Origin of the sequence: Streptomyces inhibens (genome assembly GCF_022221585.1) — a bacterium.
Taxonomy (GTDB): Bacteria; Actinomycetota; Actinomycetes; order Streptomycetales; family Streptomycetaceae; genus Streptomyces; species Streptomyces inhibens.
On sequence record NZ_CP084681.1, the window covers coordinates 5784643 to 5802063 of the forward strand.

Annotated in this window: 24 protein-coding genes; 7 read left to right on the forward strand and 17 right to left on the reverse strand. The window is 71.0% G+C overall.

Annotation, left to right across the window (positions count from 1 at the left end):
- Positions 1–81: 81 nt before the first annotated feature.
- A complete protein-coding gene (locus tag KI385_RS26390) occupies positions 82–1074 on the forward strand; it encodes an aldo/keto reductase (protein WP_238574654.1) in 993 nt (330 codons plus the stop codon).
- Positions 1075–1189: 115 nt separating this feature from the next.
- Here the strand turns inward: KI385_RS26390 and KI385_RS26395 are convergent, their stop codons facing one another.
- Both KI385_RS26395 and KI385_RS26400 read right to left on the reverse strand, forming a co-directional pair.
- Positions 1190–1564, reverse strand: coding sequence for a VOC family protein (locus KI385_RS26395; protein WP_238574655.1), 375 nt, complete (start codon positions 1562–1564; stop codon positions 1190–1192).
- Positions 1564–2145 (reverse strand): TetR/AcrR family transcriptional regulator, encoded by a 582-nt coding sequence (locus KI385_RS26400; RefSeq protein WP_238577844.1) that lies wholly within the window; start codon positions 2143–2145, stop codon positions 1564–1566. Before KI385_RS26400 ends, KI385_RS26395 begins: the two co-directional genes overlap by 1 nt.
- A gap of 202 nt (positions 2146–2347) precedes the next feature.
- Between KI385_RS26400 and KI385_RS26405 the strand changes: the two genes are divergently transcribed.
- The 3 genes from KI385_RS26405 to KI385_RS26415 all read left to right on the forward strand — a co-directional run bounded on the left by KI385_RS26405 (position 2348) and on the right by KI385_RS26415 (position 4066).
- Complete coding sequence (locus KI385_RS26405) at positions 2348–2758, forward strand: VOC family protein (RefSeq protein ID WP_238574656.1); 411 nt, start codon at positions 2348–2350, stop codon at positions 2756–2758.
- A gap of 37 nt (positions 2759–2795) precedes the next feature.
- A complete protein-coding gene (locus KI385_RS26410; RefSeq protein WP_238574657.1) occupies positions 2796–3626 on the forward strand; it encodes a class I SAM-dependent methyltransferase in 831 nt (276 codons plus the stop codon).
- 173 nt (positions 3627–3799) lie between these two features.
- Complete coding sequence (locus tag KI385_RS26415) at positions 3800–4066, forward strand: hypothetical protein (protein ID WP_238574658.1); 267 nt, start codon at positions 3800–3802, stop codon at positions 4064–4066.
- Here the strand turns inward: KI385_RS26415 and KI385_RS26420 are convergent.
- Both KI385_RS26420 and KI385_RS26425 read right to left on the reverse strand, forming a co-directional pair.
- Positions 4048–4470, reverse strand: coding sequence for a winged helix-turn-helix transcriptional regulator (locus KI385_RS26420; RefSeq protein WP_238574659.1), 423 nt, complete (start codon positions 4468–4470; stop codon positions 4048–4050). The two genes, KI385_RS26415 and KI385_RS26420, sit on opposite strands and share 19 nt — an antisense overlap.
- 90 nt (positions 4471–4560) lie before the next feature.
- Entirely contained in the window at positions 4561–4974 is a 414-nt protein-coding gene (locus tag KI385_RS26425) for a VOC family protein (RefSeq protein ID WP_238574660.1), read from the reverse strand.
- A 134-nt stretch (positions 4975–5108) separates the two neighbouring features.
- Here KI385_RS26425 and KI385_RS26430 point away from each other — a divergent pair, with 134 nt between their 5' ends.
- Positions 5109–5687 carry a TetR/AcrR family transcriptional regulator gene (locus tag KI385_RS26430; protein WP_238574661.1) on the forward strand — a complete coding sequence of 193 codons (579 nt, stop codon included), beginning with the start codon at positions 5109–5111 and terminating at the stop codon, positions 5685–5687.
- 89 nt (positions 5688–5776) lie between these two features.
- Here the strand turns inward: KI385_RS26430 and KI385_RS26435 are convergent, their stop codons facing one another.
- From KI385_RS26435 to KI385_RS26450, 4 genes are all read right to left on the reverse strand, one after another.
- Positions 5777–6343, reverse strand: coding sequence for an NADPH-dependent FMN reductase (locus KI385_RS26435; RefSeq protein WP_238574662.1), 567 nt, complete (start codon positions 6341–6343; stop codon positions 5777–5779).
- Between the two features lie 120 nt (positions 6344–6463).
- Positions 6464–6895 (reverse strand): ankyrin repeat domain-containing protein, encoded by a 432-nt coding sequence (locus KI385_RS26440; protein WP_238574663.1) that lies wholly within the window; start codon positions 6893–6895, stop codon positions 6464–6466.
- 399 nt (positions 6896–7294) lie between these two features.
- Positions 7295–8341, reverse strand: coding sequence for an asparaginase (locus KI385_RS26445; RefSeq protein ID WP_238574664.1), 1047 nt, complete (start codon positions 8339–8341; stop codon positions 7295–7297).
- A 50-nt stretch (positions 8342–8391) separates the two neighbouring features.
- A complete protein-coding gene (locus KI385_RS26450; RefSeq protein ID WP_425356954.1) occupies positions 8392–9153 on the reverse strand; it encodes an RsiG family protein in 762 nt (253 codons plus the stop codon).
- A 174-nt stretch (positions 9154–9327) separates the two neighbouring features.
- Between KI385_RS26450 and dtd the strand changes: the two genes are divergently transcribed.
- Positions 9328–9753, forward strand: coding sequence for a D-aminoacyl-tRNA deacylase (gene dtd / locus KI385_RS26455; protein ID WP_128509918.1), 426 nt, complete (start codon positions 9328–9330; stop codon positions 9751–9753).
- A gap of 52 nt (positions 9754–9805) precedes the next feature.
- Here the strand turns inward: dtd and ygfZ are convergent, their stop codons facing one another.
- From ygfZ to KI385_RS26485, 6 genes are all read right to left on the reverse strand, one after another.
- On the reverse strand, positions 9806–10786 hold the full coding sequence (ygfZ, locus tag KI385_RS26460) for a CAF17-like 4Fe-4S cluster assembly/insertion protein YgfZ (RefSeq protein ID WP_238574665.1): 981 nt from the start codon (positions 10784–10786) through the stop codon (positions 9806–9808).
- A gap of 31 nt (positions 10787–10817) precedes the next feature.
- Positions 10818–11255 (reverse strand): Fur family transcriptional regulator, encoded by a 438-nt coding sequence (locus KI385_RS26465; RefSeq protein WP_128509920.1) that lies wholly within the window; start codon positions 11253–11255, stop codon positions 10818–10820.
- 45 nt (positions 11256–11300) lie between these two features.
- Positions 11301–12320, reverse strand: coding sequence for an ABC transporter substrate-binding protein (locus KI385_RS26470; RefSeq protein ID WP_238574666.1), 1020 nt, complete (start codon positions 12318–12320; stop codon positions 11301–11303).
- Between the two features lie 11 nt (positions 12321–12331).
- Positions 12332–13168: an ABC transporter ATP-binding protein gene (locus tag KI385_RS26475; RefSeq protein WP_238574667.1), complete on the reverse strand. Its 837-nt coding sequence runs from the start codon at positions 13166–13168 to the stop codon at positions 12332–12334.
- A complete protein-coding gene (locus KI385_RS26480; protein ID WP_238574668.1) occupies positions 13168–14262 on the reverse strand; it encodes a FecCD family ABC transporter permease in 1095 nt (364 codons plus the stop codon). The genes KI385_RS26475 and KI385_RS26480 overlap by 1 nt, the downstream gene beginning before the upstream one ends.
- A 235-nt stretch (positions 14263–14497) precedes the next feature.
- Positions 14498–15085, reverse strand: a complete 588-nt coding sequence (locus tag KI385_RS26485) for a heme-binding beta-barrel domain-containing protein (RefSeq protein ID WP_238574669.1) — start codon at positions 15083–15085, stop codon at positions 14498–14500.
- A gap of 286 nt (positions 15086–15371) precedes the next feature.
- Here KI385_RS26485 and KI385_RS26490 point away from each other — a divergent pair, with 286 nt between their 5' ends.
- A complete protein-coding gene (locus tag KI385_RS26490) occupies positions 15372–15737 on the forward strand; it encodes a DsrE family protein (protein ID WP_033266312.1) in 366 nt (121 codons plus the stop codon).
- Between the two features lie 82 nt (positions 15738–15819).
- Here KI385_RS26490 and KI385_RS26495 read toward each other — a convergent pair whose 3' ends face one another.
- The 3 genes from KI385_RS26495 to KI385_RS26505 form a co-directional block, all read right to left on the reverse strand.
- A complete protein-coding gene (locus KI385_RS26495; RefSeq protein WP_238574670.1) occupies positions 15820–16104 on the reverse strand; it encodes a DUF3099 domain-containing protein in 285 nt (94 codons plus the stop codon).
- Positions 16105–16249: 145 nt separating this feature from the next.
- Positions 16250–16537, reverse strand: a complete 288-nt coding sequence (locus tag KI385_RS26500; RefSeq protein WP_030660503.1) for a DUF1416 domain-containing protein — start codon at positions 16535–16537, stop codon at positions 16250–16252.
- 37 nt (positions 16538–16574) lie between these two features.
- Positions 16575–17420: a sulfurtransferase gene (locus KI385_RS26505; protein WP_238574671.1), complete on the reverse strand. Its 846-nt coding sequence runs from the start codon at positions 17418–17420 to the stop codon at positions 16575–16577.
- Position 17421: the final 1 nt, after the last annotated feature.

The following is a 17421-nucleotide window of genomic DNA, read 5'->3' on the forward strand; positions in this document are numbered from 1 at the left end:
GAGGTCCGAGGCACATGAACACGGGGCCGGGACATCGAGGTTCACGATCCGTCCCGCCGTACGTCCAGGAGGAGCAGCAGCATGACCACGACGAACATTCCCTCGCGTCACCTCGGCGAGCTGGTGGTTTCCGCGCAGGGGCTCGGCTGCATGGGGATGAGCCACGGTTACGGGGACTCGGACGACGAGCAGTCGATCGCGACCATCAACCGGGCGCTCGACCTCGGTGTCAGCCTGCTGGACACCTCCGACTTCTACGGGGCGGGCCACAACGAGGAGTTGATCGGCCGGGCCATCGCCGGCCGGCGGGACGACGTGGTGGTGGCGACGAAGTTCGGGTTCGCCAACCGGTTCGGTGAGCCGACCGCGATCCGCGGCGACGCCGCCTACGTACGGCAGGCCTGCGAGGCGTCGCTGCGCCGGCTCGGCGTCGACCACATCGACCTCTACTACCAGCACCGTGTCGACCCCGACGTGCCGATCGAGGAGACGGTCGGCGCGATGGCCGAACTCGTCGAGGCCGGCAAGGTGCGCTACCTCGGACTGTCCGAGGCGGGCGCGGCGACGCTGCGGCGGGCGCATGCGGTGCATCCGATCGCCGCGCTGCAGAGCGAGTGGTCGCTGTGGACCCGCGATCTGGAGCACGAGATCGCGCCGGTGTGCCGTGAACTCGGTATCGGCCTGGTGCCGTTCTCGCCGCTCGGGCGTGGGTTCCTGACCGGGCGCTACACCTCCGTGGAGGGGCTGTCGGAGTCCGATGTCCGCCGGAGCCAGCCGCGCTTCGCCGACGGCAACCTGGAGCAGAACCTGGCCATCGTCGAGAAGCTCAACGACATCGCGGCAGAGAAGGGCGTCAGCGCCGGACAACTCGCCCTGGCCTGGGTGCAGTACCGCGGCGACGACGTCGTGCCGATCCCCGGCACCCGCCGGCAGAAGTACCTGGAGGAGAACCTCGGCGCGCTCGCCATAGAGCTGTCCGCCGACGAACTCGCCGCGATCGACGCCGCAGCACCGGCCGGCCGGATCGCCGGTACGCGATACGACGAGGTCAGCATGACGTTCGTCGACGGATGAGACGGGTGAGACGGGTGAGACGGGTGAGGGGGAGCAGCAACCGGAGGCCGGAGGGGACTGGGGGCTGAGGGCCGGGGGAGGGGAAGGGGGAGGGGGAGAAGGGCGGCGTGGGTGGTTACGCCGGTGACATGACCTCGTAGAGGTTGCCGGTGTCGTCCAGGAAGAACAGGCCGCGGGGGCACAGGGGATGGTCGATGCGGCCGTTGTCCGGTTCGGTGGGGTCGTTGCCGTAGGGGATGCCGGCCGCCTGTATGCGGGCGAGGACGGCGTCGAAGGTTTCGGGGTCGACGTCGAAGGCGAGGTGATGGCCCTCGGCGTCCGGCACGGCCATGAAGTCGAGGGTGAGCGTCTCGTTCACGCGGACGGGGGCGAAGTGCCCCCGGCGGCCGGCCGGCGGGAGTTCCGGCAGGCCCATCACCGATGCGAAGAAGTGGGCGGCCGCGCGGTGGTCGGCGGCCGGGACGATGGTGTGGTTGAGGGTTACGGCCATCAGGCGCTCCCAGGGTGGTTGAGGGTGCCGTGCAGGAGTACGGCGATGAGCTCCTCGGGTGTGAGGCTCGCGTCGCCCTCCGGAGCCGGCGTCTGCAGGCGGGTGAAGAGCAGGCCCAGGAAAGCGGAGGCGACCTTCTCGGGGGGCATGCGGAAGGCGACCCGGTCGGGTTCGAGCAGCTCGATGATGCCGTTGCGCAGGGCGGTGACGGACTGTGCCCGGCTGTCCGGCGGCGGACCGTCGCCGGACCGGGAGCCGGGGCCGTGCTCGCGGCCGCGGCGGTGACCGGAGGCGTAGAGGGCGCTGACGACGGTGCCCATGCGTTCCATGTGCGCGCGCAGCGCATCGGCGGCTTCGGTCAGCCGTACGTCGAGCGGTTCGGTCAGGGAGATCGAGGCGAGCTCGCGCAGGACGTGGTCCGTGCCGACCGCTTCGGCGACACAGGCGTCCAGCACCTCGTCCTTGTCCTTGAAGGCCCGGAAGATCGTGGCCTCCCCGATGCCTGCGGCGCGTGCGATCCGGCTGGTGGTGACGGCCGCGCCGAACTCCGCCACGAGCGGCAGCGCGGCGGCCACGATCATGGCCCGACGCTCCTCGACGCTCATACCGGGGGCGCGTCGGCGGGGTGGTGGTGTCATGGGATCGAAGCTACGGAGTGAGTACTCACTCCGTCAATGGATGCGCGCATCCGCCCTTCGCTCCCTAGACTTTTTGCAGCGTGACAAGGCTGGTGCCGACGGTCGCTGCTCCTGGGCCGTCGTCCCTACGGAAGGGCGGCGCGCCATGGACTGGAAGCTCGAACTGGTGCCGATTCCGGTGACCGATGTGGAACGGGCGAAGCGGTTCTACAGCGAGCAGATGGGCTTTGCCGTCGATCACGACATGTGCGTCGGCGGCGAGGTGCGCATTGTGCAGCTGACGCCGCCGGGTTCGGGCTGCTCGATCGTGATCGGCGCGGGCGCCGGCGTCACGGAGGTGGTGCCCGGTTCGGTGCAGGGGCTGCAGCTGGTGGTGTCCGATATCGCCGCGGCCCGGGCGCAGTTGGTCGAGCGGGGTGTGGCGGCCGGCCCCGTACAGCACGTGGAGAACGGGGCGATGGCCGACGGCCCCGGCGGGGCGTGGAACTCGTTCGTCTACTTCAGCGACCCGGACGGAAACGGCTGGGCACTGCAGGAGCGGCCGGCCGGGGAATGACGGGCGGGGCGCCGCGGAAGGCTCCTAGGATCGGCGGATGACGACGGTTGAGGAAGCATTTCTGCGCGCCTTTCATGCCGCGCATCCGGCAGTGACCGCGCGGGCGATGGCCCATGGGCGGGCCGAGGACGGCCGGTCCAGTTACGAGATCCTGCGGGACCGGGTGTCGGGGTGTGCGCGGGTGCTGGATCTCGGGTGCGGCGACGGGCTGCTGCTGGAACTCCTCGGCGAGCAGGGGCGGAAGGCGGGCCGTGCCCTCGCCGGAATCGATCTGTCCGCCGAGGAGTTGGCGTTGGCGCGCCGCCGCCCGGGCGTCGACCGGGCCGACCTGCGAGTGGGACGGGCGCAGCAACTACCCTTCCCGGACGGCCGGTTCGACGGCTGCGTATCCCATATGGCGCTGATGCTGATGAGCGATGCGGAACGGGTCGCGGCGGAGCTGGCGCGGGTGCTGGATCCGGGCGGCACGCTGGCCGTCGTCCTGGGCGGTGGGGCGGCCGGTGGTGAGGCGTACGAGAGGTTTCTGCGGCTTGCGGTACCGCTGTTCAAGGCGGCGCCCGCGGAGCAGCGGATTCCGCCGCTCGGGGACCGGCGGCTGCGGACCCGTGAGGGGTTCGACGCGGTGTTCGGCCCGGCCGGGTTCGGGCCGGCGGAGTGGGAGACCGTACGGATCGATCTGACCGGCCCGCCGGAACGGATCTGGGACTGCCTGGGCGGCTTCTACGACTTCGGGCCGCTGGACCCCGCGGTCACCGCGGATCTGCGGGTCCGCTTCGAGGCGGAGTCGGCGGAGACGGCACTGCCGGACGGTCGTATTCCGTGCGCGATGACGGTGCATATCGCGACGGCGGTGCGGAGCGGCCGCTGAGCCGGGGAAGTTATTCGGTTGCCCGGCGCCGTACCGATGCGGTTGCATTGGTACGGAGGGTGTCGGGCGCGATGCGTACGGCGGGAGTGAGCGGTGCGGCGACCGGGTCGGTCGAGTCGATCCCGGATCGGTGCCGGCTATCGGTGTGGGTTGACGAGTGAGGTGGGGGAGTCATGGCGACTGGGGCCGATGACCGGGTGGCGCGGGCGGAGGAGGCGCTGCGGGCGTATGCGCTGTCCGAAGGGGGCTGGCGGCGGAGCCCGGGCCAGAATCTGCAGGAGCTGCTGGTGGACCTCATGCAGTGGTGTGACGCCACCCAGCACGGCTTCGAGCGGGCGCTGACCGCCGCCCGTGAGGCGCGGCAGGTCGGCGGTGCCGGTGGTGACAACGGCGCTGGTGGTGACGATGGTGGCGGCGGTGGTCAGGCCTCGGCGGGGTGACGCTGGGGGTAGGTGGCCTCCAGGTGTGCCATATGGGCGCGGCCCCAGGCGCCGAGGGGGGCCAGCGCCTCGTTGAGTGAGGTGCCGAAGTCGGTGAGCGAGTATTCGACCTTCGGCGGTACCTGGGGAAAGATCTCGCGGTGCACGATGCCGTCGGCCTCCAGCTCGCGCAGCTGCTGGGCCAGCACCTTTTCGCTGATCTTCGGCAGCTCCCGGCGCAGCTCACCGAACCGCTGTGGGCGCTGGGCCAGCGCCCACAGCAGCAGGACCTTCCATTTGCCGCCGATGACATCCACGGCGGCGTCCAGCCCGCACTCGTACGGCCCCTTGCGTGCGGCGTGTGCGCTGCCCGTGCTGCCCGCGCTGTGTGTGCTGCCCGTGCTGTCTGCGCTGCGTGTGCTCATGGCGTGGCTCCCCCTGCGTCGTCGTTCCCGGGCAAGTATCGGACGCGTACCGGCCCGGCGGGCAAGGGAGTTCGGCCCGAGGTCGGCAACTCACAGGCCCTGTGCGGCCATCCAGTCCGGGTCGGGGTCGATGTTCTGCAGCACCTCGATCAGGGTGCCCTCGGGGCCCCAGACGTTGAAGCGGCGCTGGCCCCAGGGCTCGTCCCGTAGGGGTTCGGCGATGGAGACGCCCTTGGCGCGCAGTGCCGCCTCCTCGGCCGCGGCGTCCGTCACGAGGAAGCCGAGGAGTACGCCGCCGGTCTCCTGGGCGCGGAACCCCTCGGGCATGGCCTCATGGCCGCGCTCGACGAAGTCCAGGGTGTATTCAGGGTGTTGGGGGTGCTGGAGGCTGGCGTACCAGCCCAGTTCCGCGAGCGGGCGGAAGCCGAAGTGGTCGACGTAGAAGCGGGTGCTGGCGGTGACGTCGTCGGTGAGCAGGGCGGTGCCGAGCTTGGTGAAGCGCATGGTGAACCTCTCTGTTCGCGGCAGGTCGCTCCCGCCGCAACAACTGCAGTTGTAGTACTTTGACTGTAGTGGTTGCAAGAGGTTTTCTGGATTTCCGCAGACGGAGGCGGTCGGTATGGAGAGAGGTGGACGGCATGGTGCGTAACCCTGAGCGGCGTGCGGCGCTGGTGGATGCCGCGATCGAGGTGCTGGCGCGGGACGGTGCGCGCGGGCTGACGTTCCGGGCCGTCGACACGGCCGCGGGCGTGCCCAACGGCACCGCCTCCAACTACTTCGCCAGCAGGGACGACCTGCTGGCCCAGGTCACCGGGCAGATCCACCAGCGGATCGCGCCCGACCCGGACGAGGTCACCGCGGTGATGGCGGCGCCGCCGAGCCGGGCGCTGGTGGCCGAGCTGATGGGGTGGATCAACCGCCGGGTGGCCGAGAACCGCACCGGCTATCTGGCGATGCTGGAGCTGCGCCTGGAGGCGACCCGGCGGCCCGAGCTGCGGACGGAGCTGACCCGGGCCATTCGGGCGACGCTCGACGAGGACATCCGCTTCCATCTGGAGGGCGGGCTGCCGGGGGACCGTACCGCCGTGGTGCTGATCTATCTCGCGATGACCGGGCTGATGCTGGAGCAGCTCACGCTGCCGGGGGTGGTCCCGGCCGAGGAGGCCGATGGGCTGATCTCGGCGCTCGTCGACCGGGCGATCGGGCCGGAGGGGTAACGGGCCGGTGGGCGGCGGGCCGGTGGGGTGGTAGGCCGGCTCGGTGGCGGGCCGGTGGGCGTGGCCCTGGTGGCCGTTGGTGGCCGCCCCTAGCCGCCGTACGGGCGGGTCGCGCGGGCCTCGCGGAGCGCGACCGCCCACCAGGTCAGCTGGTTGAGCAGGGCGTCGGCGGCCTGGGTGGCGGGGGCCGGGTCGTGCAGGTGTCCGGCGTCGTCGAAGAGGTTGCCGGCGAGCGGGAAGCTCACCGTTTCGCGCACCGTCGTGGCGTGCAACTCGGCGAAGACCAGCCGCAGTTGCTCGACCGCGCGGAGGCCACCGGAGATCCCGCCGTACGACACGAAGCCGACCGGCTTCGCCTGCCACTGGGGGCGCAGCAGGTCGATGGCGTGCTTGAGCGGGGCCGGGAAGGAGTGGTTGTACTCCGGGGTGATCACGACGAATGCGTCCGCCTCGTCGACGCGCTTCGCGAAGGTCTCGTACTCCTCGCTGCCGTAACGGAGTTCGTACGGGCGGACGGTGTCCAGGTCGATGACGTCCACGTCGATGTGCGGGTGGTTCTCGGTGTGCCGGGTGAACCAGTTCGCGATGACGGGCGCGAACCGGCCCTCCCGGGTGCTGCCGATGATCACTGCGAGGCGGTACGGGTGCTCGGACATGTGGGGCCCTTCATGGCGTGGCGTGGGAGTCGGTGAGCGGCGGTGCCGCCGTCGGGACTCGACACTAGGACCTCAAGCGAGCTTGAGGTCAAGGGCCGTGGGTGTGGGCCGCCGTCCGGGTCACTCGGCTCCGAACAGCTTCAGCAGCTCCGTCTTCTGGAACATCCGGGCCGTGTCGATCGCCGAGGGCGTGCCCGCCGCCGGGTCCGCGCCGTGCGCCAGCAGGACCTTGATGACCTCGTCCTCGCCCTTGAAGACCGCACCGGCGAGCGGCGTCTGGCCACGGTCGTTGGGGCGGTCGGGGTCGGCCTCGCGGTGCAGCAGGACTTCTACGGTGGCGGGGTGGCCGTGGTAGGCGGCCAGCATCACGAGCGAGTCGCCCTTGTCGTTCGTCAGGTTGGCGGGGACGCCCGCGTCCACGTACGCGGCGACGGTGTCGGTGTCACCGTGCCGCGCCAGGTCGAACACCTTGGCCGCGAGCTGGAGCACCTCGGGGTCGTGCGCGTGCTCGATCGCCTCGGGCCCCCGCGGCTCGGGATTCGCGTCGCTCATGGTCGCCGGCCTCCTGCTGTGGTGGGTGGTGCGTGCACACACGCACACGCGAGTGCACTGTGTCACCGCCACTTTAGGCAGGCTGTCGTCGTTGCGGCAGCGGCAGCGGCAGCGGCAGCGGCAGCGGCAGCGGTGGCGGGTGGGCGTGTGGTTCTGTGGCGGGGGTGTGTCGTGGCTGGGCCGCTTCGCCTCTGCACCGTGGGTGGGCCGGAGCGGACACCCGGTAACCCTCCCCCAGCCTTCGGCCGGGAGGTGCCCCCGGGCACCTCCCGGCCGAAGGCTGGGGGAGGGGCCGGTGCGGCCCCTCCGGCCCCCGCGGCACGCGACGACCCCGCAGGCCCCCAGCCCCCACCGAGCGGCACACACGGAAACCGCAAGGCCCCAGCCCCGCGACTGGCCTCAGAACGCCGCGCGGATTTCGCCCACCCGGGTGCCGCCGCCGAAGAGGGGCGCGTCCTCCAGGCGGGAGAGGACGGGGGCGTCGATGTTCATGAGGCGGAGGGTGCGGGCGAGGATGGGGCCGAGGGTGCGGGTGGCGCCGTCGTCGATCTTGAAGGCGAGGGCGCGGCCGTCGGGGAGGGCCAGGGCCTGGACCGCCTCGGCGCCCATCTTGGAGAGGGTGCCGGGGAGGGCGTGCATCAGCCAGGTGTCGGGGCGGCGGGTGCCGGCGACGTACTCGGGGTGGGCACGCATCGCGTCCGCGACCCGTCGCTCCGGGGTGCCGGGCTCGGCCAGTACGAAGTGCCGGAAGGCGCGGGCCAGACCGGTCAGCGACAGCGACAGCAGAGGCGCACCACAGCCGTCCGTGCCGATGTGGGCGACGTCCTCGCCGCTTGCGGTGCGGACACCGTCGGCGACCAGCTGCTGCAGCGGATGGGCCGGATCGAGGTACGAGGCGAGCGGCCAGCCGTTGAGCGCGGAGGCGGCCAGCATCGCGGTGTGCTTGCCCGAGCAGTTCATGGTGAGGCGGTCGCGGACCCGTCCCGAGGCGAGGTAGGCCTCGGCCTCCTCCGGGTCCAGCGGCAGGTCCGGCGGCGTCTGCAGCTGGTCGGCGGTCAGGCCGTGCTCGGCCAGCATGGTCCGTACGAGATCGAGGTGGAACGGCTCACCGGAGTGGCTCGCGGCGGCCAGCGCCAGCCGCTCGCCGGACAGCTCCAGGCCGGCCCGCAGTATCGCCGCGGCCTGCATCGGCTTGTTCGTGGAGCGGGGGAAGACGGGGGCGGCCACATCGCCCAGCGCCATTTCCACGCTGCCGTCGGCCGCGAGCACCACCAGGGAGCCACGGTGCCGGCCCTCGACGAAGCCGGAGCGGACGACCTCGGCGAGGACGGGGGAGACGGAGGAGGCCGGAGAAGCGGGAGAAGCAGGAGAAGACGCGGCCGTCGCGGGATCCGGGGAGGTGAGGGATCCCTGGGTCGGCTGGGGTATCGGGGTGGGCGAGGTCATCGGCGGCCTTCCGGGGAGTGACCGCCACCCCCCGGAGGCTTGTGGCCCGGTCAGGACAGCAGGTCGTCTACTTGTGCTTCGCCTTCACGGTACCTGCGGGCGATTTCCGCACTGCAATCGTCGGTGGTGCGCTGCAGCGACTGACGACGCAGCGACACCTGCCGTTCGTAGCGGATCAGCCGGCCCATCGCGTCATGCAGCTCCTGGTCCGTACGCGCGGTGAGATCGGACAGTTCCACCTCACCGAGCATTTCCTCGGCGAGCCTGCGATATTCCTCGCTGTGCGGCGTGCCGACCGTCACATGCCGGGCCGAGGAGCGGTGCCGCGACGGCAGATCGGTGAGGATCTCGGGCAGCCGGTCGAGCAGCGGAGAGTGCTGGGCGGTGCGGCGGGCGATCTCGGCCCGGAGGATGTCGATCCGGCCCTGCAACAGCCGCCGCAGATAGCTCAGATCGGCCTCTTCCTGCTGGGAATCACGGCGGACCACCCGCAGCTCGGGCAGCCCCAGACCGCAGAGATCGGGCGTGGCGGCCGGGCGGCAGCGGTCGCGCTGCTGCGGGGGGCGGGGGTGCTGCGCCTGGCCTGCCGGGAGCATGGGGCCGTCCTCGGTGCCGGAGGGCTCGACGCGAGCCGCTGCCGTGGTCGTCGTCAGTGCGGTGGTGGTCGTCGTGAGGGCGGTGGGGGGCGCCGGAGCGGCGGGTGTCGTACGTGCGGTGTCTGGCACGGGGGCGCTTGGTGCGGTCCGTCCGGTCGGTGTCGTACGGGCGGGTGGTACGGGACCGGGAGTTTGTCCGGCGCCGGCAGTGCTCATGAGTCGTTCCGTCCCCTCGTCCGGGCCGCGTCCAGGGCATGTTGTCCATGAAACGCACCACGTGCACGCATCGTGCCACTCTGGGCGGTCCTTCTGCAGGGCCATGGCACCCGAACGGCCCCCGTGGGGGCACGGCTGTCCGAAGCCGGTTGGTCGCCCGGCATCATGGCGGGTATGCGAGCTGTGGTGCAGAGAGTTGACGGCGCACGCGTCGAGGTGGCGGGCGAGACGGTCGGGGAGATCGTCGGTGAGGGGCTGTGCGTGCTGGTGGGGGTCACACACGAGGACACCCCGGAGAAGGCGGCGCAGCTGGCCCGCAAGCTGTGGTCGGTGCGGATTCTGCAGGGCGAGAAGTCCTGCTCGGACACCGCGGCGCCGCTGTTGGTGATCAGCCAGTTCACTCTCTACGGTGACGCCCGCAAGGGCCGTCGTCCCACCTGGAACGCCGCGGCGCCGGGGCCGGTCGCCGAGCCGCTGGTCGACGAGGTCGTCGCGCAGCTGCGGGCGCTGGGCGCCCATGTGGAGACCGGCCGCTTCGGCGCGGACATGAAGGTGTCACTGACGAACGACGGGCCGTTCACGGTGCTGGTGGAGGTGTAGGGCCCGTCCGCCCCCAGGCCCGCGCCGGCGGCGCCGGCGGCCTTGTCGGGCGCTACGGCTCGACGACGACCTCCTGCGCCGCGGCCGTGCCGCCCGCCATCAGCTGGGCGTCCACCGGGACGTTCCGTTTGACCAGGGCGAGCGCGATCGGGCCGAGCTCGTGGTGGCGGACCGAGGTGGTGATGAAGCCGAGCTGCCGGCCCTCCTCGCCTTCCGAGGCGAGGCGTACGGGGGTGCCGTGCGGCGGCAGATGCACCTCGCTGCCGTCCAGGTGCAGGAACACCAGCCGGCGCGGCGGCTTGCCCAGGTTGTGGACCCGGGCGACGGTCTCCTGGCCGCGGTAGCAGCCCTTCTGGAGGTGTACGGCGGTGCCGATCCAGCCCAGCTCGTGCGGGATGGTGCGATGGTCGGTCTCCAGGCCCAGGCGCGGGCGGTGGGCCTCGACGCGCAGCGCCTCCATGGCGAGGATGCCGATCGCCGGGCCGTGTGCCGCGGCGAATCCCTCCAGGTCGGCGCGCGGCAGGAACAGATCGCGGCCGTGCGGGTTCTCGCGTACGACGACGCCCTCGGGCACCTCGGTGATGGAGCCGGCGGGCAGATGCACGACGGCGATCTCGTCGGTGCGGTCGGTGACCTCGACCCGGTAGAAGAACTTCATGCTTTCCAGGTAGGCGATCAGCGCCTCCTGGTTGCCCGGTTCGGTGTGCATCCACGTCGTCTCGCCGTCGTCGACGAGGTAGAGCGCATGCTCGATGTGGCCGTGCGCGGAGAGGATCAGCGCCTCGGTGGCCTGGCCGGGCGGGAGTTCGCTGACGTGCTGGGTGATCAGCAGGTGCAGCCAGCTCAGCCGCTCGGGGCCGGTGACGGTGATCACGCCACGGTGGGAGAGGTCCACGAAGCCGGTGCCGTCGGCGAGGGCGCGCTGCTCTCGGAAGAGGTCGCCGTAGTGCGCGGCGACGCCTTCGTCGGGAGCCTCGGCGGGGACGGCGCCGGGCAGCGACAGCAGGGGGCTGGCGGATGAATGTCGCAGCATGGGGCCAGCCTACGACTCGGTGGGGGCAGGCTCAGCCGTCGCCCTCCGCGGCCTTGGTACGGCAGGCCGTACAGCGCCCGAAGATCGCGAAGTGCTTCATATCCGTTTCGAAGCCGAACTGTTCGCGCAGCGTCGCGGTGAACGGCTCGGCCACCGACAGATCCGCCTCGATGACGTCCGTGCAGTCCCGGCACACCAGATGGATGTGGTGGTGGCGGTCGGCGAGGTGGTACGTCGGCGCCCCGTGTCCGAGGTGTGCGTGGCTGACCAGGTCCAGCTCTTCGAGGAGTTCCAGGGTGCGGTAGACGGTGGAGATGTTCACCCCGCCCGCCGTCTTGCGCACCTCGGTGAGGATGTCGTCCGGGGTGGCGTGCTCCAGCCTGTCCACAGCCTCCAGCACGAGTTGACGCTGCGGGGTCAGGCGGTATCCGCGCCTGCGGAGGTCGCTCTGCCAGTCGGTGGTCACCACACAGCCAGTGTAGGAGGGCGGACGGGGGTACGTATGTGCGCCGCGTCAGCCGGCTGCCCGTACGCCGCGCAGATAGCGGGCCAGGTCGCTGATGGCGGCCGGATTGCGGGGGCTTTCGACCAGATCGGCGTAGTCCATGACGTAGATCCGGTGGTGCTTGATCGCGGAGACGTTGGCGAGCGGCGGGTAGGACGTCAGGAAGGCCTTCTTCTGGGCGGCGGAGGTGTCGCCGTAGTTGTTGATGACGATGACCTCGGGGTTGCGGGCGACGACGGTCTCCCAGCCGACGGTGGTCCAGGAGTCCTTGAGGTCCTTCATGGTGTGGTCGCCGCCGGCCTTGGTGATGATGTCGTGCGGACCGGCGTATTTGCCGGAGGTCAGCGGCTTGTCGCGGCCGTCGTCGTAGAGGAAGACGGAGGGGCGTTCGGCGGGTGCGGGGGCCTTGGCGGCGGCGTCGGCGACCTGCTTCTTGTACCTCTTCACCAGGGCGGCCGCGCGGTCCTCGACGTCGAAGATCTTCCCGAGCGTCTCCAGGTCGGTGTAGAGCGCCTCCAGGGGCGGCATCACACCGCGGGCGCTGCCGTCCGCGCCGTGGTGGCAGGACTCGGTCAGGACGTAGCTGCCGATGCCGAGTTTCTTGAGGGAGGCGGGGGTGAGGCCGTTGTCCTCGCCGAAGCCGTAGTTCCAGCCCGCGAAGACCAGATCGGCGCGGGCGTCGAGGGCCATCTCCCTGGTGATGGCCTTGTTCGAGAGCCTGGGGACCTTGTCGTACGCGGCCTTCCAGGGGACGGCGTCGAGGTTGCCCACGTTGTCGGGCATGACGTAGCCGGCCATCCGGTTCTCCAGGCCGAGCGCGAACATGATCTCGGTGATGCCGACGTCGTTGGTGACCACGCGGCCGGGGGCCTTGTCGTACGTGGTGCGGGTGCCGCAGTTCTCGACGGTGACGGGGTAGTGGCCGGAGGGCTTGGCGGCGTGCTTGCCGTCGTCGGAGACCTTCGCGCCGCAGCCGGTCAGGGCGAGGGTCAGGGCGAGGGCGGTGAGCGGGGCGGTGGGGCGGCGCATGGCGGCGGTCCTTACGAGGCGGCGGCGGGGGCGGCGAGACGGTCGAACAGCAGCTGTACGGCGCCCGATTCGGGATGCCGTACGCGGTGGGCGCGGACGCCGAAGACCTCGGCGAGCAGCTTCGGGGTGAGCACGTCGTACGGCGGGCCGGCGGCGACGATCCGGCCGTGGGCGAGGACGTACAGCTCGTCGCAGTGCATGGCGGCCAGGTTGAGGTCGTGCAGCGCGGTCAGCACCGTCAGCCGTCCCCCGGACTCTTCCCCGGCCACCGCTGGGGGTGCACCCAGGGAGATGCCCCCCTCCCTGACCAGCGCCAGCACCTCCAACTGCTGGGCGATGTCAAGGTGGTTGGTGGGCTCGTCGAGCACCAGGACGCGCGGTTCCTGGGCCAGCGCGCGGGCGATCAGCACCCGCTGCTTCTCACCGCCGGACAGGCTGAGGAAGCCGCGCCCGGCCAGGTGGTCCGCGCCGACCCGGGCCAGCGCCCGCTCGCACACCGCGAGGTCCGCGGCGCTCGCCCGGCCCGAGCCGCGCTGATGCGGCAGCCGCCCCATCGCGACGACCTCGGACACCGTGAAGTCGAAGTCTGTACCGCCCTCTTGGGGCAGCGCGGCCAGCAGCCGGGCGCCCTCCCGCGCGTCCATGGCGTGCACATCGGCGCCGTCCAGCCGTACGGTCCCGGCGGCCGGGCGCAGTGCGCGGTAGACGCAGCGCAGCAGGGTCGACTTGCCGCTGCCGTTGGGGCCGACCAGGCCGACGACCCGGCCGCTGTCGGCCCGTAGCGTGATGTCGTGGACCAGCCGGTTCCCGGCCACCTCCACCGACAGATCCGTGATGTCGATCCGCATCAGGCGCCGCCTCCGAAGGTGTAGCCGCGCCGCCGCATCAGCAGCACGAAGCAGGGCACGCCGATGACGGCGGTGAGCACTCCGACGGGCAGCTCGACGGGCGCCAGCAGCACCCGTGAGAGCAGATCCACCCACACCAGCAGCACCGCGCCGAGCAGGGGGGCGACGGCCAGCACCCGGCGGTGATCGGCGCCGACCAGCATCCGGGTCACATGCGGCACCATCAGGCCGACGAAGCCGATCGCGCCGCTGACCGCGACCACCGCGCCGGTGACGGCCGCGGCCACCACGAACAGTTCGCGGCGCAGCCGTCCGGCGTCCACCCCGAGGGCGGCGGCGGTCTCGTCGCCCATGGCCAGGGCGTTCAGCCGGCCGGCGGAGAGCAGCAGATGGGCCAGCGCGGCGGCCACCGCGGCCGCGGCGATCGGCACCGAACTCCAGCCGGCCCCGCTCAGGCTCCCCAGCAGCCACATCATCGCCGAGCGGGCCGCCTCGCCGCGGTCGGCGGTGAACACCATCAGGGTGGTGATGGCGGAGAAGCCGTAGTACATGGCGGTGCCGGTCAGCACCAGGCGCAGCGGGGTGAGCCCGTGGGCGGTGCGGGCGGCCGCGTACACCAGGGCCATGGCGATTAGCGCGGAGACGAACGCGGACAACGACAGCGCCCAGATGCCGAGCGCGCCGAGCGCTCCGAACAGCAGGACGGCGTTGGCGCCGACGGCGGCGCCGGAGGAGATGCCGAGGACGAAGGGGTCGGCGAGGGCGTTGCGGACCAGCGCCTGGACGGCGACGCCGATGGCGGAGAGCCCGGCGCCGACGACCGCGGCCAGTACGGCCCGCGGGAAGCGCAGCTCCCACACGATGGTGTACGCGGCGACCTCGTCGGGCGAGATGCTGCCGCCGGTCAGCCCGGCGCCGAGATGGTGGACGACCTGCGCCCAGCTCACCCCGGCGGCGCCGAGGCCGATTCCGCACAGCAGGGAGCCGAGCAGGACGGCGCCGAGGGCGGCGACCAGGGGTGGTACGGGCAGCCGCCGGGGCGGTGGGGGCGCGCCGGTCCCGGGTGTCGTGGGGTGCGCGGTGGTCGTCGCCACGGTCGGTCGGCCGCCTCGGTGTCGGGCCGCGTCCGTACGTACAAGGAGCGGCCCGGGACCGCGGGGGTCCGGCGGCGTCCCCTCGCAGTCCACGGCGAGATGTGCGGGAAGCTGCGCGCCGCGGGCAATCGGGCTCGCGGAAGAGGACCTTCCGCCTACCGTTGCGGGTCAGCGCCGGACTTCGACCGGCTTCCCCCGCGGGGCGCTGGCAGGAGAGCGGTGCTCTCCCTCGTGCTTACGGGTTGTAGGGCGTGCCGTCCGGCCGGAAGAAGGAAACCCCGTCCGGCATGTCGTCGGGCAGGCTCTCCGCCCACTCCTTCAGATCGGCGACCTTCTTCAGATGCGCCGACATGTACGGGCGCAGCGGCACGTCCGGGGTGGACTTCTCGCCGACCCACATCAGGTCGCTGTTGACATAGCCGTAGAGCCGCTTGCCGCCGCTGTACGGGCCGGCGGCACCGGTGCGCGCGATGGCGTCGGTGGCCAGGTCGATCTGCGGCTTCTGGTGGGCCAGCTCGCCGTACCAGACCTCCACCACGCCCTGGTCGCGGACCATCACGATCTCGACCTTGCGGTCGGCGTCGATGCGCCAGTAGCCGCTCTCGGACTCCAGCGGGCGGACCTTCTTGCCCTCGTTGTCGAGCACCCAGCTGTGCGAGGTGTATTCGAGGAAGTCACGGCCGTCGTGGGTGAAGGTGACTTCCTGCCCGAAGTTGCACTTCTCGGTGCCCGGGAAGTCGTAGACGCCGGCGCCTTCCCATCTGCCGAGGAGGAAAGCGAGCGGCACCAGGGCCGGGTTCAGGTCGGACGGGATCTCGATCATCAGCTCAGGCGATCTGTTGTGGACGAATTACGGAGGTCAGCGCTGGCCCTGGTACAGCTTCTTCCAGGTCAGACCGGCGAACGCGATCACGCCGATGCCGACCAGAACCAGCAGGGTGGTGAAGAATGCCTCAAGCACGAGCGCGCTCCTTGGACGGAGTGAGGGTGTAACGGACCGCCTGCGAGTCTAGTCGGCGACGGTGACAGCGGCGCTGTGAGGTCCGCCGCCAAGCTCATAAGGAGCAGGGAGCACCCCCACCCCGCCCGTTCGCGCCTACTCTTGCCCCATGGCGAAGAAGCTCGTGATCAAGGTGACGGCGGGCGCCGATGCGCCCGAGCGCTGCTCGCAGGCGTTCACGGTGGCGGCGGTGGCGGTGGCCAGCGGCGTCGAGGTGTCGCTGTGGCTGACCGGGGAATCCGTGTGGTTCGCGCTGCCGGGGCGGGCGGCGGAGTTCGAGCTGCCGCATGCGGCGCCGCTGCCGGAGCTGATCGACGGGATCCGTGCGGGCGGCGGGGCGATCACGGTCTGCACGCAGTGCGCGGCCCGGCGTGACATCGAGCAGAAGGATCTGATCGAGGGGGCGGGGATCGCCGGCGCCCAGGTCTTCGTCAGCGAGATCATGCCGGACGACGTACAGGCGCTGGTGTACTGACGGCGGTGTCGTCGGTGTGCTGACGGTGACGGCGGCGTACTGACGGGCGGGTGCCGGGTGCCCCGGTGCGGGTCCGGCCCGTCTACTGGGTGTGCTTGTCGTCCCGGTCGTCCAGCTCGCGCCACCAGCGGTCGGACTCGGGGTCGCCGGACTCGTCCCACCAGCGCTCGCCGGGCTCCCGACGGTTGCCGATGATCGCCGCGATCGGCGGGATGACCATGGCGACGATGCACATGGCCACCGCGGCCGGTACCGACCACAGCCGCACCACGGCCCAGGCGAGCACGAACAGCACGAGGCACACGCCCATCAGCACGAAATACTTGCGATGACGGCGCTGTGCGGGCGACCGGCGGTTCGCGTACATAAAACAACGGTAAATCCGGGCGGGGCAGGAAAGAAGTCGTGACCACGCCCCGTCCGGGCCCGTGAACAGCGCGGAGGACCGCTCCCCGGTCAAGGCGTCCAAACCTCTGGGGTGCGGCCCTCCGGCCGTACTGAAGCGCCGTGTGTCAGACGGCGATGGCGACCTCCGCGAGGCCACCCTTCTGGGCGACGACGGTGCGGTCCGCGGTGCCGCCCGGGACGAGCGCACGCAGCGTCCAGGTGCCCTCGGCCGCGTAGAAGCGGAACTGTCCGGTCGCGGAGGTGGGAACCTCGGCGGTGAATTCGCCGGTGCTGTCCAGGAGTCGGACGTAACCGGTGACGGGCTGGCCGTCGCGGGTCACGCTGCCCTGGATCGTGGTCTCACCGGGCTTGATCGTCGAGGCGTCCGGGCCGCCGGCCTGTGCTCCACACATAGGGGTACTTCCTTGAGGGGTTCGGGGAGAAGCTTGCTTACTTGTTGGCGCCGAGCTCGATCGGAACGCCGACCAGGGAGCCGTACTCGGTCCAGGAGCCGTCGTAGTTCTTGACGTTGGTCTGGCCGAGCAGCTCGTGCAGCACGAACCAGGTCAGCGCGGAGCGCTCACCGATACGGCAGTAGGCGATGGTGTCCTTGGCGAGGTCGACGGACTCCTCCTCGTAGAGGGCCTTGAGCTCGTCGTCCGACTTGAAGGTGCCGTCGTCGTTGGCGTTCTTCGACCACGGGATGTTGCGGGCGCCGGTCACGTGGCCGGGGCGCTGCGACTGCTCCTGCGGGAGGTGCGCGGGGGCGAGCAGCTTGCCGCTGAACTCGTCGGGGGAACGCACGTCGACGAGGTTGAGGCTGCCGATCGCGGCGACGACGTCGTCACGGAAGGCGCGGATGGAGGTGTCCTGGGCCTTGGCCTTGTACTCGGTGGCCGGGCGGCCGGGGACCTCGGAGCCGTCGACCAGGTCGCGCGAGTCCAGCTCCCACTTCTTGCGGCCGCCGTCGAGCAGCTTGACGCTGTCGTGGCCGTAGAGCTTGAAGTACCAGTAGGCGTAGGAGGCGAACCAGTTGTTGTTGCCGCCGTAGAGGACGACGGTGTCGTCGTTGGCGATGCCCTTGGCCGACAGCAGCTTCTCGAAGCCCGCCTGGTCGATGAAGTCGCGGCGCACCGGGTCCTGGAGGTCCTTCTGCCAGTCGATGCGGACCGCGTTCTTGATGTGGTTCTTGTCGTAGGCCGAGGTGTCCTCGTCGACCTCGACGATCACGACCTTCGGGTCCTCGAGGTGGGCCTCGACCCAGTCGGCGTCTACGAGGACGTCGCTACGGCTCATG